Below are 15,721 nucleotides of genomic sequence, written 5' to 3' on the forward strand. Positions count from 1 at the left end.
GCCGTGCACGACTGCATTCGGCGGCGGTCCGGTGAGGGCGCCGTGGTCACCATCGCCCACCGGCTGTCCACGGTGATCGACGCCGACACGATCGTGGTGATGGAGGCGGGCCGGATACGGGCCCGGGGCACCCACCAGGAGCTGCTGACGGGAGACCCGCTCTACCGCGACCTGGTGGAGGCCCTGCGGATGGCCCAGGTGGCTCAGGAGGGCGACTCCGCGCCCTTGCGGGCGTAGTACCACCAGGTCACCGCGAGGCAGCTGGCGTAGAAGCCGACGAAGCCCCACATGGCGCTGGTCACCGCGAAGTTGGCGAACAGGGCCGGGATGGCGAAGAAGCCGTACGCGGCGATGGCGGCGGTGAAGCCGGTGACGGCGCCCGCCTCCATCTCGGTCTGCTTCAGCGCCTTGGCGTACTCCTCGGTGCCCTCGGTGAGGCCCTTCAGGTGCTGATTCCGGAAGATCACCGGGATCTGCGTGAAGGTCGAGCCGTTGCCGATGCCGGAGAAGGCGAAGGCGGCCAGGAAGCTGAAGAAGAAGCCGGTGAAGTTGCCGGAGCCCAGGAAGTTGATCACGCCGATGATCGACACCGCCATGCCGGCGAAGGACAGGACGGTCACCCGGGCGCCGCCCAGCCTGTCCGCGATCCAGCCGCCCGCCCAGCGCATCAGCGCGCCGAGCGCCGGGCCCATCCAGGCGTAGGTGGCGACGGAGTAGCCGGGGAACTCGGTCTTGATCAGCATCGGCAGCGCGGCCGCGAAGCCGATGAAGGAGCCGAAGGTGCCGACGTAAAGCCAGGTCATCAGCCAGGTGTGCTTGCGCCGGAAGATCACCTTCTGGCGGGCGAAGGAGCTGGACGCGGTCTTGAGGTTGTTCTGCCCGAACCAGGCCGCGGCGGCCAGGATCACGACCACCGGGATCCACAGGAAGGCGGCGTTCTGCAGGTAGACCGTGTCGCCGTTCTCCTTCTGCAGGCCGGAGCCGATGGCCAGCGCCGAGGCGGTGATCAGGATCGGGGTGAGCAGCTGGACGACGGAGACGCCGAGGTTGCCGAGGCCGCCGTTGATGCCGGTGGCGTTGCCCTTCTGGGACTTCGGGAAGAAGAAGCCGATGTTGGCGAGGGAGGAGGAGAAGTTGGCGCCGCCGATGCCGCAGAGGGCGGCGATGATCGCCATGGTGGAGAAGGACGTGGACGTGTCCTGGACGGCGATGCCCAGCCACAGCAGCGGTACGACCAGCACGATCGTGGAGAGCGCGGTCCAGGTGCGCTGGCCGACCTTGGGGCCGAGGAAGGTGTAGAAGAGCCGGCCGGTGCCGCCGGTGAGGCCGGGTATCGCGGTCAGCCAGAAGAGCTGCGAGGTGGAGAAGGCGAAGCCGACGTCGGCGAGGTTGGTGGCGGTGACGCTCCAGACCTGCCAGACGACGAAGCCGACGAGCAGCGCGGGGACGGCGATCCAGAGATTGCGGGCGGCGACCCTTTTGCCGGTGGACTGCCAGAAGAGCTCGTTCTCCGGCTCCCAGTCGGTGATGGCACGTCCCGGCCGGTACTGGTCCGGATCGTACGTCCGACCGGTACTGGCGGTTGTTTCCTGCAGCACAGGACTCATGGCTCGCCTTTCCTCTCGGCGCTTGTGAAAGTTTTCACGAGCTTTCTTCCCATGCTCGGGGAAGGGCGCGGGCGCGCTTAAGAGGAGTTGGTCACCAGTGCCGGAGGGGCGAAGGTCCCGGCGGGGAGGGCCGAAGGTCCCGGCCGTCGGCTACGAGGCGCGAAGCTGTCGGCTACGAGGCGCGAAGCCGTCGGCTACGAGGCGCGAAGGTCCCGGGCGAGCCGGCCGGCGAGCGCGGCGAAGGCGTCCTGCTCGGCCTCGCTGAGGTCGGCGCTCTCCATGGGGTGCGGGTGCGCGGACAGCCGCACGAGCCGCCGCGGCCCGCCGGAGCGCTCGAAGCTCCGCGAGACCAGCAGGCCGACGATGCCGGCGGGCGCCACCGCGAAGACGGTGAACAGCCCTATGAAGATCAAGGTATGCGCTGACATGCGGGACATTAGACATCATCGAAAAGGGGCCAAGGTCCCGAAAGTGACGCATCTCGCGCCGGCCGGATCGAAATGCCTTGCGGCGGGGACGGCCGGTGGCGTTGACTTCTCGTCATGGTGACGAATTCGACGAAGTTCCTCTTCTTCTGGGGACACCGCCCGACGCGGGACGGCTCGGTGGGAAAGGGCTGCTTCAGCCAGTGGTGGCCGGCGCCGTTCACCGTCGACGGGGTGGAATACGCGACCGCCGAGCACTTCACGATGGCGGGCAAGGCGCGCCTCTTCGGGGATACGGACGCCGAGCGCGCGATCGTCGCGGCCGGACATCCGAAGCAGGCCAAGGACCTGGGCCGCACGGTCCGCGGCTTCGACCAGGAGGCCTGGGCGGCACACCGGTACGACATCGTCGTGCGCGGCAACGAGGCCAAGTTCGGGCAGCACCCGGACCTGCGCGACTACCTGCTCCGCACCGGCGACCGGGTGCTGGTCGAGGCGAGCCCGGTGGACCGGGTGTGGGGGATCGGGCTCGCGGCGGACGACGAGCGGGCGCAGACACCGGCGGAGTGGCGCGGACTCAATCTGCTCGGGCTCGCGCTGATGGACGTACGGGAGCGGCTGCGCTAGGGCCGGGGGACCGGGAGGGCCGCCGCCCCGGCGGGGTGTCGGCCGCGAGCGGGAGATCGCGCAGTGCCAGCGCCGCCGGCGGCGGCAGCGGCCGGCCGGCCGCGCCGGCGCGGAACGACTGGAGCAGGTAGGCGGTCAGGCGCCGGGACGCCGCGGCGTCATCCGGCAGGGCGGCGACCAGACCGCAGTGGGCCAGCAGGGCCACGGCGAGGTCGGAAGGGTGGAAGTCGGCCCGCAGCGCGCCCGCCGCCTGCGCCCTGCGTACCAGGGTCGTGAAGTCCCGCTCGGCTCGCTCCCTGGCCTGCGCGTGCCGCGGCATGCTGTCCGGGAAGGCGGCGAGGAACGCCGCCGGGAACCCGCGCTCTTCCCGTTGCAGCTCGCAGACCGTCTCGACCAGCTGCTGGAAGCCCTGCCACGGGTCAGGGGCGGCCAGCGCGTCGGTGAGCGCCCCTGCACAGGCCTCCATCTGCTGCGCGAACGCGCCCCGCACCAGGTCGTCCCGGGTCGGGAAATGCCGGTACAGCGTCGCTACGCCGACCCCGGCCCGGCGGGCCACGGTCGCCATCGGGGCGTCGATCCCGTGCTCGGCGAAGACCGCGCGGGCGGCTTCGAGGACGCGCTCCCGGTTGCGCCGGGCGTCCGCCCGCACCCCGTCGCGGGCTGTGATCCGAGAGGATTCCGCCATCACTGTCTCTCGCTTCCGGTCCAAACGGACGATCGCGTCCACTTACGAGCTTACGGTCGCCGGTAGATACCTCTACGGCCACCGGTGTGTGAAGGCGGAACGATGAACGACCGGATGATGAAGGCAGTGCTCTTCGACCGTTACGGCGGCCCCGAGGTGCTCTACGTGGGCCGGGTGCCACGCCCCGAGCCGGCCCCCGGCGAGGTGCTGGTGAAGGTGCGCGCGTTCAGCGTCAACGGCGGCGAACTCGCGGCCCGGGCCGGCCGGCTCCGCCTCGTGTCCGGCCGGACGTTCCCCAAGCGCGTCGGGCTGGACTTCACCGGCGAGGTCGCCGCGCTGGGCGGCGGAGTCACGCGGCCGGCCGTCGGCGAGCGCGTCTGGGGCGTCCTGGGCCGCACCTCCGGGTTCGGCAGCGCCGCCGAGTACGTGACCGTGCCCGCCGAGCGGGTCGGCCGGGTCCCCGACGGGCTCGACCTGGTGGACGCCGCCGCGCTGCCGGTGGCCACCACGGCCGTCACCGCGCTGCGGGACAAGGCCGGGCTGCGCCCCGGCGAGCGACTCCTCGTGCGCGGCGCGGCGGGCGGCGTCGGCAATGCCGCCGTCCAGCTCGGCCAGGCATACGGCGCCGAGGTCACGGCCCTCGCCCGCGCCGCCAACCTCGACTTCGTCCGCGGTCTCGGGGCGCACCAGGCGGTCGACCACCGGAGCGTCCGGCCCGCGGACCTCGGCCGCTTCGACGTCGTCCTGGACACCGCGGGCACCGACCTGGAGACCTTCCGGCGCCTGCTCAACCCCCGCGGGCGCATGGTCACCATCGCCTTCGACCTGAAACGGCCCGTCGCATCGCTCGGCTACCTCGCGGCGAGCACGGTCCACGGCCGCGGCCGGGTGCGCTTCTTCAGCGGCAACCCCACGCAGGACCACCTCGACGACCTCGCCCGCTACGTACGCGAGGGAAAGCTGCGCCCGGCGGTGCACACCGTCTTCCCGCTGGAGGAGACAGCAGCGGCCCACCGCGCACTGGAGGCGGGCGGCGTGCGGGGCAAGTACGTCGTCAGGGTCGCGTAGCGCCCTTCGAGGCCAGCGCCGCCCGTAGCAGCTCGGTCAGCTCCGGGCGCTCCAGGTCCGCGGTCGCGTGCAGCTTTACGTGGCGGTGGACCTTTCCCGTGCCCTGCAGCAGGCCGGCCGGGTCGGGCAGGGACGCGCCGCCCGCGATGCCCAGGGTCACGTGGGCCTTCGCCGGGGAGAGGGTGAAGACCAGCCCCCGGTAGCCGGCGTCCGTGCCGAAGCCGATGTCGTTGCCGTCGACCGTCACCACCGCTTCGGGAAAGAGCGCGAGCAGCCGCTCGTAAGTGCTGCGGCCCAGCGCCGCGATCGCCGGGTCGCGGGCCGCGAAGATCTCCGCCACGTCCTCTCTCATGCAGACCAGCGTGTCCGTGCCGCTGTCGCGGGGCAACTCGGACGGGCGTCTTCAGGGGGCGCCGTATGGCACGCGTGCCTACGTTCGAGGGAGGCCGTTCGGCCCGGCGGAAGGGCAGGGCGGCCCCTGCGGCGGCGGTGGGTGCCACGTGCACCGTGGCGCTGCCGACGTTGTCTGCCCCGAGGAGATGCACGTGCCAGGACCCGACAGCGCGGGCAGCGGACTGCTGCACCGCACCGGCAGGTATTTCGCCCGCGGCGCCGTGTCCCCGGACCACCGCACCATCTACAAAAAGGGCGGCCGCGACGGCGACGTCTTCTACCGCGACCGCTGGAGCCACGACAAGGTCGTCCCCTCCACGCACGGGGTCAACTGCACCGGCTCCTGCCGCTGGAAGGTCTACGTCAAGGACGGGATCATCACCTGGGAGGCCCAGGACACCAGCTATCCGTCGGTGGGCCCCGACCGCCCGGAGTACGAGCCGCGCGGGTGCCCCCGCGGCGCGGCCTTCTCCTGGTACACGTACTCGCCGACCCGGGTCCGCTACCCGTATGTCCGCGGCGTGCTGCTGGAGATGTACCGCGAGGCCAAGCAGCGGCTCCGCGACCCGGTCGCGGCCTGGGCCGACATCCAGGCCGACCCCGAGCGCCGCCGCCGCTACCAGCAGGCCCGCGGCAAGGGCGGTCTCGTACGGGCGAGCTGGGACGAGGCCGTCGAGCTCGTCGCCGCCGCGCACGTCCACACCATCAAGAAGTACGGTCCCGACCGCGTCGCCGGCTTCTCGCCCATCCCCGCCATGTCGCAGGTCTCGCACGGCGTCGGCGCCCGCTTCATGGGCCTCATCGGCGCGCCGATGCTCTCCTTCTACGACTGGTACGCCGACCTCCCGGTCGCCTCACCCCAGGTCTTCGGCGACCAGACCGACGTGCCCGAGTCCGGCGACTGGTGGGACGCCGCGTATCTGATGATGTGGGGCTCCAACGTCCCCGTCACCCGCACCCCGGACGCGCACTGGATGGCCGAGGCGCGCTACCGCGGCCAGAAGGTCATCGTCGTCGCGCCCGACTACGCGGACAACGCCAAGTTCGCCGACGAGTGGCTGCACCCCCACCCCGGCACCGACGCCGCGCTCGCCATCGCGATGGGGCACGTCGTCCTCAAGGAGTGCTTCGTCGACCGCCAGGTCCCCTTTTTCGAGGACTACGTCCGGCGCTACACCGACCTGCCCTTCCTCATCACGCTCACCGAGAAGGACGGCGCGTACGTCCCCGGCAAGTTCGTCCGCTCCGCCGACCTCGGCGACACCGGCGAGGGCGCCGAGTGGAAGACGGTCGTCGCCGACGACGAGACCGGCGACCCGGCCGTCCCCAACGGCTCCATCGGCTTCCGCTGGACCGACTCCGGCAAGGGCAAGTGGAATCTCGACCTGGAGGACATCAGCCCCCGCCTCACCCTCTACGCCACCGAGGGCTCCGAGGCCGCCGAGGTGCTGCTGCCCCGCTTCGACACCGAGGGCGGCGACCACGGGCAGGGCCGCGGCGAGGTGCTGCACCGGGGCGTACCGGCCAAGCGGCTGCCGGGCAGCAATCAGCTGGTCACCACGGTCTTCGACCTCCTGCTCGCCCAGTACGGGGTGGAGCGCTACGGCCTCCCCGGCACCTGGCCGACCGGATACGACGACGCCACCCAGCCCGGCACCCCCGCCTGGCAGGAGGTGCACACCTCGGTACCCGCCGCACAAGCCGTCAAGATCGGCCGCGAGTTCGCGCAGACCGCCGAGCAGTCCAATGGCCGCTGCATGATCCTCATGGGCGCCGGGACCAACCACTGGTTCCACTCGGAGATGATCTACCGCGCCTTCTTCGCGCTCCTGCAGCTCACCGGCTGCCAGGGCCGTAACGGCGGCGGCTGGGCGCACTACGTAGGCCAGGAGAAGTGCCGCCCCGTCACCGGCTGGGCCACCTACGCGGGCGCCATCGACTGGCAGCGGCCGCCGCGGCAGATGATCGGGACCGCCTTCTGGTTCCTCAACACCGACCAGTGGCGCTACGACCAGTTCTCCGCCGACGTCCTCGCCTCGCCGCTCGGCGAAGGCCGCTTCGAGGGCATGACAGGCGCCGACTGCCTGGCGCACTCGGCCCGTTCGGGGTGGATGCCGTCGTATCCGACCTTCGACCGCAACTCCCTCGACCTCGCCGACGAGGCGCTCGCCTCCGGCCAGGACCCGGCCGCGTACGTCGCGCAGCAGGCCAAGGAGGGCAGCCTCGGCTTCGCCTGCGAGGACCCGGACGCTCCCGAGAACTGGCCGCGGGTGCTGACCGTATGGCGGGCCAATCTGCTCGGGTCCTCGGCCAAGGGCGTCGAGTACTTCCAGAAGCACCTCCTCGGCACCCACGACGCCGTCCGCGCCAACGAGGCCCCGCCCGAGGTCCGCCCGCGCGACGTGACCTGGCGGGAGGAGGCGCCCGAGGGCAAGCTCGACCTGCTGCTGACCATGGACTTCCGGATGACGTCCACGACGCTGCTCGCCGACGTCACGCTCCCGGCGGCCACCTGGTACGAGAAGGCCGACCTGTCCACCACGGACATGCACCCCTACGTGCACAGCTTCACCCCCGCCATCGACCCGCCCTGGCAGGCCCGCAGCGACTTCGCCACCTTCCACGCCATCGCGCAGAAGCTCAGCGAACTGGCCCACGGGCACCTCGACACCCGCCAGGACCTGGTCGCCACCGCGCTGCAGCACGACACCCCGGGCGAGCTGGCGCTGCCCGGCGGGGTGGCGCCCGACTGGAAGCGCGGGGAGTGCGAGCCGATCCCCGGCAAGACCTTCCCGAACATCGCCGTCGTCGAGCGCGACTACACCGCGGTCGGCGACAAGATGGCGGCGCTCGGCCCGCTGGTGGAGCAGCTCGGGCTGCCCGCGAAGGGCATCGCGCTCAGGCCGGACGAGGAGGTCGAGTACCTCAAGCAGCAGAACGGGACGATGCGTTCGGGCCCGGCCGAAGGGCGCCCGCTGCTCGACACCGCCGTGAAGGCCTGCAATACGATCCTCGCCCTCGCCGGGACGACGAACGGCCGCCTCGCCACCCAGGGCTTCCACACCCTGGAGCAGCGCACCGGCCAGGAGATGGCGCACCTCGCCGCCGAGCACGAGGGCAAGCGGATCACGTACGCCGACACCCAGGCCGCTCCCGTACCGGTGATCACCTCTCCGGAGTGGTCCGGCAGCGAGGCCGGCGGCCGCCGCTATACGGCCTTCACGCTCAACACCGAGCACCTCAAGCCCTGGCACACCCTCACCGGCCGGCAGCAGTTCTTCGTCGACCACGACTGGATGCACGAGCTGGGCGAGGCGCTGGTCACCTACCGGCCACCCCTCGACATGAACCGGCTCTTCGGCGAGCCACGCCTCGGTCCCGACGGCCAGGCGGAGGTGACGGTCCGCTACCTCACCCCGCACAACAAGTGGTCCATCCACTCCGAGTACCAGGACAACCTGTTCATGCTGTCCCTCTCCCGCGGCGGCCAGCTGATCTGGATGTCCCCGCAGGACGCCGACGCCATCGGGGTCCGCGACAACGACTGGATCGAGGCGATGAACCGCAACGGCGTCGTCGTCGCCCGCGCCGTCGTCTCGCACCGGATGCCGGCCGGGACGGTCTACATGCACCACGCACAGGAACGAACGGTGAACGTGCCCAAGACCGAGACCACCGGCCGCCGCGGCGGCATCCACAACTCCCTGACCAGGCTGATCCTCAAGCCATCGCATCTGATCGGCGGCTACGCCCAGTTCAGCTGGGCCTTCAACTACCTGGGCCCGACGGGCAATCAGCGCGACGAGGTCACCGTCATCCGCCGCCGCTCGCAGGAGGTGACCTACTGATGAAGGTCATGTCGCAGATCGCCATGGTCATGAACCTCGACAAGTGCATCGGCTGCCACACCTGCTCGGTCACCTGCAAGCAGGCGTGGACCAACCGCAGCGGCGTCGAATACGTGTGGTTCAACAACGTCGAGACCCGGCCAGGGCAGGGCTATCCGCGCCGCTACGAGGACCAGCAGCGCTGGAAGGGCGGCTGGGAGCTCAACAAGCGCGGCAAGCTCAAGCTCAAGCAGGGCGGCCGCCTCAAGCGGCTCGCGGAGATCTTCTCCAACCCCGTGCTGCCGGACATCAAGGACTACTACGAGCCCTGGACGTACGACTACCACAAGCTCACCAACGCGCCCCTCGGCGATGACTTCCCGGTGGCTGAGCCGCGCTCGCTGATCTCCGGCAAGCCGATGAAGATCGAGTGGTCGTCGAACTGGGACGACAACCTCGGCGGCGCCCCCGAGCACGGCGACCTCGACCCGATGGTGGCCAAGGTCCGCGAACAGGCCGCGGAGAAGGTGAAGTTCGCCTTCGAGCAGACCTTCATGTTCTATCTGCCGCGGATCTGCGAGCACTGCATCAACCCGGCCTGCGTGGCCTCCTGCCCGTCCGGCGCGATGTACAAGCGGGCCGAGGACGGCATCGTGCTCGTCGACCAGGACTCCTGCCGCGGCTGGCGGCAGTGCGTGACCGGCTGCCCGTACAAGAAGGTCTACTTCAACCACCGCACCGGCAAGGCCGAGAAGTGCACGCTGTGCTACCCGCGCCTGGAGGTCGGGCTGCCCACCGTCTGCTCCGAGACCTGCGTCGGCCGGCTGCGTTATCTCGGCGTGATCCTCTACGACGCCGACCAGGTCACCCGCGCCGCCTCCGCGCCCCGCGAGACCGACCTCTACGAGGAGCAGCTGGGCATCTTCCTCGACCCGGAGGACCCGGAGGTACGGGCTGCGGCCGAGCGCGACGGCATCCCGTACGACTGGATCGAAGCCGCCCGCCGCTCGCCGGTGCACGCGCTGATCAGCAAGTACAAGGTCGCGCTGCCGCTGCACCCGGAGTACCGGACGATGCCGATGGTCTGGTACATCCCGCCGCTCTCCCCGGTCGTCGACGCGCTCAACGAGACCGGCCACGACGGCGAGGAGGCGGACAATCTCTTCGGCGCCATCGACACCCTGCGCATCCCGCTCGAATACCTGGCGGAGATCTTCACCGCGGGCGACATGCGCCCCGTACGGGCCTCGCTGGAGAAGCTCGCCGCGATGCGCTCGCACATGCGCGAGATCAACCTCGGCGGCACGCCGGACGGCTCGACCGCGGAGCGGGTGGGGATGTCGGCGTACGAGATCGAGGAGATGTACCGGCTTTTGGCCGTCGCCAAGTACGAGGACCGCTACGTCATCCCGACCGCCGCGGTCGGCAACGCCCAGGCGCTGGAGGAGTCGGTCCTCCCCGAGGGCTGCAGCCTCGACTTCGAGGGCGGGCCCGGCATGGGCGGGTCCGGGCCCGTCGGCGAGGCGTCGGGCCGCCCGGCGCCCGTCGCCGTGGAGAACTTCCACGTGCTCGCCGACCGCGCCACCGCCGACGAGCCCGCCGATACCGGCCGCAGCCGCGTCAACCTCCTCAACTGGGACGGCAACGGCCGCCCGGAGGGCCTGTTCCCCGACCGTGAGGAGAGGCAGTGAAGAACACCGGCGTCTACCGTGCCGCGGGAGCGGCCCTGATCTATCCCGACGCGGACCTGTACGCCGACCTGCCCGCGATGCGCCGACTGGCCCCAGAGCTCGGCCCGTTCCTCGATCACGTCGAGGCCACCCCGCTCGACGAGCTCGCCGCCCACTACACCGAGGTCTTCGACTTCCGCGCCCGCCGCTGCCTCTACCTCAGCTGGTGGCGCGACGGCGACACCCGCCGCCGCGGCGTCGCCCTGGTCGCCTTCAAGGAGAAGTACCGGGCGCACGGCATGGAGTTCACCGGCGACGGCGAGCTGCCCGACTTCCTGCCCGCGGTGCTCGACTTCACCGCCACCACGGGTGACGCCGCGCTGCTGCACGAGCACCGCCCCGGCCTGGAGCTGCTGCGGCTGTCGCTCGCCGACTGCGGTACGCCGTACGCGCAGGTGCTGGAGGCGGTCTGCGCCACCCTGCCAGGACCGTCCCCGAAGGACCGCGCCGCCGCGATGCAGATGGCGAAGAACGGCCCGCCGCGCGAGGACGTCGGCCTGGAGCCGTATGGCGGCAAGACCCCGCTCCCGATGCCGACGTTCACGCCCAGTGCCGCTCCGACCGGAGGCCCCCGTTGACCACGCTGCTGTGGGGGATCCTCCCCTACGTCATCCTCGTCCTGCTGATCGGCGGGCTGATCTGGCGCTACCGCTACGACAAGTTCGGCTGGACCACCCGCTCCTCCCAGCTGTACGAGTCCAAGCTGCTGCGCTGGGCCTCGCCCGCCTTCCACTACGGCATCCTCTTCGTGCTCGCCGGGCATGTGATGGGCCTGCTCATCCCCGAGTCGTGGACCGACAAGCTCGGCGTCAACGAGCACGCGTACCACCTGATGTCGCTCATCGGCGGCACCGCGGCCGGCGTCCTCACCGTCGCCGGCATCGTGCTGCTGATCTACCGCCGCCGGACCACAGGCCCTGTCTTCCTCGCCACCACCCGCAACGACAAGCTCATGTACCTGGTGCTGCTGGCCGCGATCGTGCTGGGCATGGTGGCCAAGCTGACGCACGCCTCCGGCGAGGGCTACAACTACCGGCACACCATCTCGCCCTGGCTGCGCAGCATCTTCACCCTCCAGCCCAAGACCGAGCTGATGGTGGGCGTGCCGGTGCTGTACCAGATCCACGTCGTGGTCGGGCTGGCGCTGATCGCCCTGGTGCCCTTCTCCCGCCTGGTGCACATGTTCAGCGCGCCGCTGCAGTACCTCTTCCGCCCCTACATCGTCTACCGCAGCCGTGACACCGAGCGCCTGACCGCACGCCCCGAGCGCCGCGGCTGGGAGCGGATCGGACAGTGATGACCGAAGCAACACCCGCCGCCGGGACGAGACCCTCCGCCGCCGCATACCGCAACCTCATCGTGGCCACGGTCGGCTTCGGGCTGACCTTCTGGGCCTGGAACCTGATCGCCCCGATCGCGGCGAACCTCAACGACAAGCTGGGGTTCTCCTCGTTCCAGCAGTCGCTGATGGTGGCCGTGCCGGTCATCGTCGGCTCGCTCGGGCGGATCCCGGTGGGTGCGCTGACCGACAAGTTCGGCGCGCGGAAGATGTTCCCGCTGCTCGCGGCGCTCACCATCATCCCGGTGCTGCTGCTGATCCCGGCGAAGAGCTCGTACTGGGCGCTGCTGCTGGTCGGCTTCATCCTCGGCCTCGGCGGCACTACCTTCGCCATCGGCGTCCCGCACGTCAACTCCTGGTTCCCGCCGAAGCAGCGCGGCTTCGCGCTCGGCATCTTCGGCATGGGCATGGGCGGCGTCGCGCTGTCCGGCTTCTTCACGCCGCGGCTGTACAAGAACAGCGAGAACCTGCCGTTCTGGCTGCTGGCCATCGCGCTGGCCGTATACGCGGTGCTCGCGATGCTGCTGCTGTCCGACCACCCGGACCGGAAGGTGCCGGCGACATCGCTGATGTCCCGGCTGGCCGACGCGGGCAGCCTGCGGGTGACGTGGGAGCTGTCGGCGCTGTACGCGATCGGCTTCGGCGGCATCGTCGCCTTCGGCGTCTATCTGCCCACGTACCTGAAGACCTGGTACGAGCTGTCGCCGACCGACGCGGGCACCAAGGCGGCGGGCTTCGCCCTGGTCACCGTCCTCTTCCGCCCCATCGGCGGCTGGCTCTCCGACCGCATCCACCCGGCGGTCGTGACGGCCTGGGCGCTGGCGGTCGTCGCGCTCTTCGCGATCGTCCAGGCCTTCGACCCGTCGCTGAACCCGGTCGGCACCATCGCCTTCCTCACCATGGCGGCAGGCCTCGGCACCGCGTCCGGCTCGGTCTTCGCACTCGTGTCGCAGGTGACGCCGCAGCAGCAGGTCGGCTCGGTCACCGGCATCGTCGGCGCGATCGGCGGCCTCGGCGGCTTCGTACCGCCGCTGGTGATGGGCGCGATCTACAGCGGCAAGCACTCGTACGCGCTCGGCTTCATGCTGCTGGCGATGCTGGCGCTGGCCGGGTGCGTGTACGCGTACGGGCGGATGCGGGACGCCGGGGCGGCGGCACCACGCGTGGCGACCCGGCCGGCCGCGGGCTATCAGACGCGGATGGCGGGCCGGGACCGCGACCAGTAGCGGCGGCCCGGAGGGGCCTCAACGGCCGGGCGTGACCAGGAAGTTCTCGCTGGTGCGCCCGGCCAGGTGGTCGCGGACGTTGTCGACGGTCGCGGACATGATCTGCCCGACCGCGTCCTGCGTGAAGTACGCCTGGTGCGAGGTGACGATGACGTTCCGGAAGGTCATCAGCCGGGCGAGGACGTCGTCGGTCATCACCTCGAGCGACTTGTCGTGGAAGAAGACCCCGGCCTCCTCCTCGTAGACGTCGAGGCCCACGCCGTCGAGCTTGCCCGTGCGCAGCGTCTCGATGAGCGCCTGGGTGTCGATGAGCCCGCCGCGGCTGGAGTTGACGAGGATCGCGTCCTCCTTCATCAGCGCGAGCGCGTCGGCGTCGATCACATGGTGCGTGGCGTCCAGCAGCGGCGTGTGCAGGCTGACGAGATCCGCCTCGCGGAAGAGGGTCTCCCGGTCGACGTAGGTCATCCCGAGCTCGAGGCACTCCGGATTCTCGGCGACATCGGTGCCCAGCAGCCGCATCCCGAAGCCGTGCGCGATCTTCGCGAAGACGGCGCCGATCTTTCCGGTGCCGAGCACGCCGGCCGTACGGCCGTGGAAATCGCGGCCCATCAGCCCGTCCAGCCGGAAGTTGAAGTCCCGGGAGCGGGCGGCCGCGCGCGGGATCCGCCGGTTCACGGCGAGCGCGAGCGACCAGGCGAATTCGGCGACGGAGTACGGGGAGTAGTACGAGACGCGGGCGACGGCGATGCCAGAGGCGCGGGCCGCGTCCAGGTCGATGTTGTTGTAGCCGGTGGACCGCTGGGCGATCAGCCGGGTGCCGCCGGCCGCGAGGGTCCGCAGCACATCGGCGTCCAGCTCGGCGTTGACACTGGTCAGCACCACTTCGTAACCGGCGGCCGTGGCCACGGTGTCGGCATTGAGGAAGAGGCGCAGCATGCGCACCTCGTGCTCCCCGCCGAACCCCTTGGCGAAGGCCCGTTCCAGAATGGCCTGCTCGTCCCGCTGCACTCCGAACGCGATGATCTCCACGCAATCATCGTCGCAGGAACGGGGAAGGCCCGCTCGGCTGCGGCATCCAATTGGAAGATGCCTCGCCGCGCGGGCCCAGACGTGGCAGATACATCCTGCCCGGCAATCACTGAGCAGGGATTACTGCCGCGAAGAATCCTTCACGCGCATCACTCCTCGGCTATCGGGACCGATTTTCGGGCCGGTCCGTCTGTCACCCAAGGAGCCCGCCGAAGCGGACTGCACGGCCATTATCTCACTCTTGGAGATCCTTTGCGAAGTACTGCGCATCCGCCTCGTTCCGGTAGAGCCCGAAGCGGTCCGTAGGGGCGTAGCCGGAGGACTGGTAGAGGGCGATGGCCTCGGGCTGCTCGCCGCCCGTCTCCAGCACCATGCGCAGCCGGCCCGCGGCCCGCGCGCTGTCCTCCAGCGCGGCGATCATCGCCCGCGCCAGCCCCCGCCCCCGCGCCTCACGGACGACGAACATCCGCTTCATCTCGGCGTCCCCGTCCCGCAGCCCCTCCGGCGTCGCGCTCTTGGCGCGCCAGCCGCCGGTGGCGACGGGGACCTCGTCCTCGTCGTAGGCGAGCAGATAGACCCCGTGCGGCGGCTCGAAATGCGCCGGATCCATCGGGCTGGCATCGCTTTCGCCGTAGCGCTCGACGTACTCGAGCTGCACCAGCTCATCGAGCTTCACGGCATCCGGGTGGTCGTACGGGACCGGGACTATGCGCATGTCAGGAATCGTACGGCGCCCCGGCCGCCTCCTCCCGACCGGATATCGTGCCGGGATGCTCACCGTGACCTCCGTGAACGTGAACGGCCTGCGGGCCGCGACCCGCAAGGGCTTCCTGCCGTGGCTGGCGGAGACCGCCGCCGAGGTGATCTGCCTCCAGGAGGTACGGGCCGAGCCCGAGCAGCTGCCGGCCGAGGCGCGCACGCCGGAGGGCTGGCACACGGTGTTCGCCCCGGCGTCGGCGGCGACGAAGGGCCGGGCAGGGGTGGCGCTCTACACCCGCCGGGAGCCGGACGCGGTCCGCATCGGCTTCGGCTCGACGGAATTCGACAGCAGCGGCCGCTACGTGGAGGCGGACCTGCCCGGCGTGACGGTGGCGTCGCTCTACCTCCCCTCGGGCGATGTGGGCACCCCACGCCAGGAGGAGAAGGAACGCTTCATGGCGGAGTTCCTCCCGTACCTGAAGGCCCTGCGCGAACGCGCGGCGGCGGACGGCCGCGAGGTCCTGATCTGCGGCGACTGGAACATCGCCCACACCGAGGCCGACATCAAGAACTGGCGCGGCAACCGCAAGAACTCAGGCTTCCTGCCGGAGGAGCGGGAGTGGCTGTCGCAGGTCTTCGCGGAGACTTCGGGCTACACGGACGTGATGCGCGCCCTGCATCCGGGCGCGACGGGCCCGTACACGTGGTGGTCGTACATGGGCCGCGCCTTCGACAATGACTCGGGGTGGCGCATCGACCTCCACGTGGCGACGAAGGGCCTGGCGGGGCGGGCGATCAAGGGCTGGGTGGAGCGGGCTAACTCGCATCCGGAGCGGTGGAGCGATCATGCGCCGGTGACGGTGGCTTATGGGGCTGTGCGCTGAGGGGCCTGCCGGCCGGCCCACGCCCAGAGCAGCAGCCACAGGCCTCGCCTCTAGGTCTGGGGGGGAGAGAGGCGGGTGGCTTGGCATCGGATGGCTTGGCGTCGGGGGAGGCGGCGGGTGGCTTGGCATCGGATGGTGACGGCCGCGCTGCCGTCTTGCGATCGGCTCGGTGCCGGTGGGAG

15 protein-coding genes are annotated in these 15,721 nt (G+C 70.6%); 9 read left to right on the forward strand and 6 right to left on the reverse strand.

Annotated elements, in window-relative coordinates:
• Positions 1-42 precede the first annotated feature (42 nt).
• Complete coding sequence (locus G5C51_RS44020; RefSeq protein ID WP_240929550.1) at positions 43-237, forward strand: hypothetical protein; 195 nt, start codon at positions 43-45, stop codon at positions 235-237.
• Here G5C51_RS44020 and G5C51_RS10810 read toward each other — a convergent pair.
• Positions 204-1,607: an MFS transporter gene (locus G5C51_RS10810; RefSeq protein ID WP_165235609.1), complete on the reverse strand. Its 1,404-nt coding sequence runs from the start codon at positions 1,605-1,607 to the stop codon at positions 204-206. The two genes, G5C51_RS44020 and G5C51_RS10810, sit on opposite strands and share 34 nt — an antisense overlap.
• Positions 1,608-1,801: 194 nt before the next feature.
• Positions 1,802-2,035, reverse strand: a complete 234-nt coding sequence (locus tag G5C51_RS10815; protein WP_165235612.1) for a hypothetical protein — start codon at positions 2,033-2,035, stop codon at positions 1,802-1,804.
• Positions 2,036-2,149: 114 nt separating this feature from the next.
• Here G5C51_RS10815 and G5C51_RS10820 point away from each other — a divergent pair, with 114 nt between their 5' ends.
• The gene (locus G5C51_RS10820) at positions 2,150-2,659 is read left to right on the forward strand and encodes an NADAR family protein (RefSeq protein ID WP_165235615.1); all 510 of its coding nucleotides are present in this window, start codon (positions 2,150-2,152) and stop codon (positions 2,657-2,659) included.
• Here G5C51_RS10820 and G5C51_RS10825 read toward each other — a convergent pair.
• A complete protein-coding gene (locus G5C51_RS10825; RefSeq protein ID WP_165235618.1) occupies positions 2,610-3,344 on the reverse strand; it encodes a TetR/AcrR family transcriptional regulator in 735 nt (244 codons plus the stop codon). The two genes, G5C51_RS10820 and G5C51_RS10825, sit on opposite strands and share 50 nt — an antisense overlap.
• 102 nt (positions 3,345-3,446) lie before the next feature.
• Here G5C51_RS10825 and G5C51_RS10830 point away from each other — a divergent pair, with 102 nt between their 5' ends.
• Positions 3,447-4,412, forward strand: coding sequence for an NAD(P)-dependent alcohol dehydrogenase (locus G5C51_RS10830; protein ID WP_165235621.1), 966 nt, complete (start codon positions 3,447-3,449; stop codon positions 4,410-4,412).
• On the opposite strand, the gene G5C51_RS10835 is transcribed toward G5C51_RS10830, so the two are convergent.
• Positions 4,399-4,764, reverse strand: a complete 366-nt coding sequence (locus tag G5C51_RS10835) for a DUF1801 domain-containing protein (protein ID WP_165235624.1) — start codon at positions 4,762-4,764, stop codon at positions 4,399-4,401. The genes G5C51_RS10830 and G5C51_RS10835 overlap by 14 nt on opposite strands.
• Before the next feature lie 187 nt (positions 4,765-4,951).
• On the opposite strand from G5C51_RS10835, the gene G5C51_RS10840 reads away from it, so the two are divergent.
• The 5 genes from G5C51_RS10840 to G5C51_RS10860 are packed head-to-tail and all read left to right on the forward strand — an operon-like array spanning position 4,952 to position 12,927.
• Complete coding sequence (locus G5C51_RS10840) at positions 4,952-8,653, forward strand: nitrate reductase subunit alpha (RefSeq protein WP_165235627.1); 3,702 nt, start codon at positions 4,952-4,954, stop codon at positions 8,651-8,653.
• Complete coding sequence (narH, locus tag G5C51_RS10845; protein WP_165235630.1) at positions 8,653-10,323, forward strand: nitrate reductase subunit beta; 1,671 nt, start codon at positions 8,653-8,655, stop codon at positions 10,321-10,323. The genes G5C51_RS10840 and narH overlap by 1 nt, the downstream gene beginning before the upstream one ends.
• Complete coding sequence (gene narJ / locus G5C51_RS10850) at positions 10,320-10,940, forward strand: nitrate reductase molybdenum cofactor assembly chaperone (protein ID WP_338118091.1); 621 nt, start codon at positions 10,320-10,322, stop codon at positions 10,938-10,940. The genes narH and narJ overlap by 4 nt, the downstream gene beginning before the upstream one ends.
• Complete coding sequence (gene narI, locus G5C51_RS10855) at positions 10,937-11,659, forward strand: respiratory nitrate reductase subunit gamma (protein ID WP_165235633.1); 723 nt, start codon at positions 10,937-10,939, stop codon at positions 11,657-11,659. The genes narJ and narI overlap by 4 nt, the downstream gene beginning before the upstream one ends.
• Positions 11,659-12,927: a nitrate/nitrite transporter gene (locus G5C51_RS10860; protein ID WP_165235636.1), complete on the forward strand. Its 1,269-nt coding sequence runs from the start codon at positions 11,659-11,661 to the stop codon at positions 12,925-12,927. The genes narI and G5C51_RS10860 overlap by 1 nt, the downstream gene beginning before the upstream one ends.
• An 18-nt stretch (positions 12,928-12,945) precedes the next feature.
• Here the strand turns inward: G5C51_RS10860 and G5C51_RS10865 are convergent, their stop codons facing one another.
• Together G5C51_RS10865 and G5C51_RS10870 are read right to left on the reverse strand one after the other, a co-directional pair.
• On the reverse strand, positions 12,946-13,956 hold the full coding sequence (locus tag G5C51_RS10865) for an NAD(P)-dependent oxidoreductase (RefSeq protein WP_165235639.1): 1,011 nt from the start codon (positions 13,954-13,956) through the stop codon (positions 12,946-12,948).
• Positions 13,957-14,191: 235 nt separating this feature from the next.
• Positions 14,192-14,671, reverse strand: a complete 480-nt coding sequence (locus tag G5C51_RS10870) for a GNAT family N-acetyltransferase (protein WP_206313687.1) — start codon at positions 14,669-14,671, stop codon at positions 14,192-14,194.
• Positions 14,672-14,726: 55 nt separating this feature from the next.
• On the opposite strand from G5C51_RS10870, the gene G5C51_RS10875 reads away from it, so the two are divergent.
• Positions 14,727-15,539 carry an exodeoxyribonuclease III gene (locus G5C51_RS10875; protein WP_165235642.1) on the forward strand — a complete coding sequence of 271 codons (813 nt, stop codon included), beginning with the start codon at positions 14,727-14,729 and terminating at the stop codon, positions 15,537-15,539.
• Positions 15,540-15,721: the final 182 nt, after the last annotated feature.

This window comes from Streptomyces coryli, from assembly GCF_011044975.1.
Taxonomy (GTDB): domain Bacteria; phylum Actinomycetota; class Actinomycetes; order Streptomycetales; family Streptomycetaceae; genus Streptomyces; species Streptomyces coryli.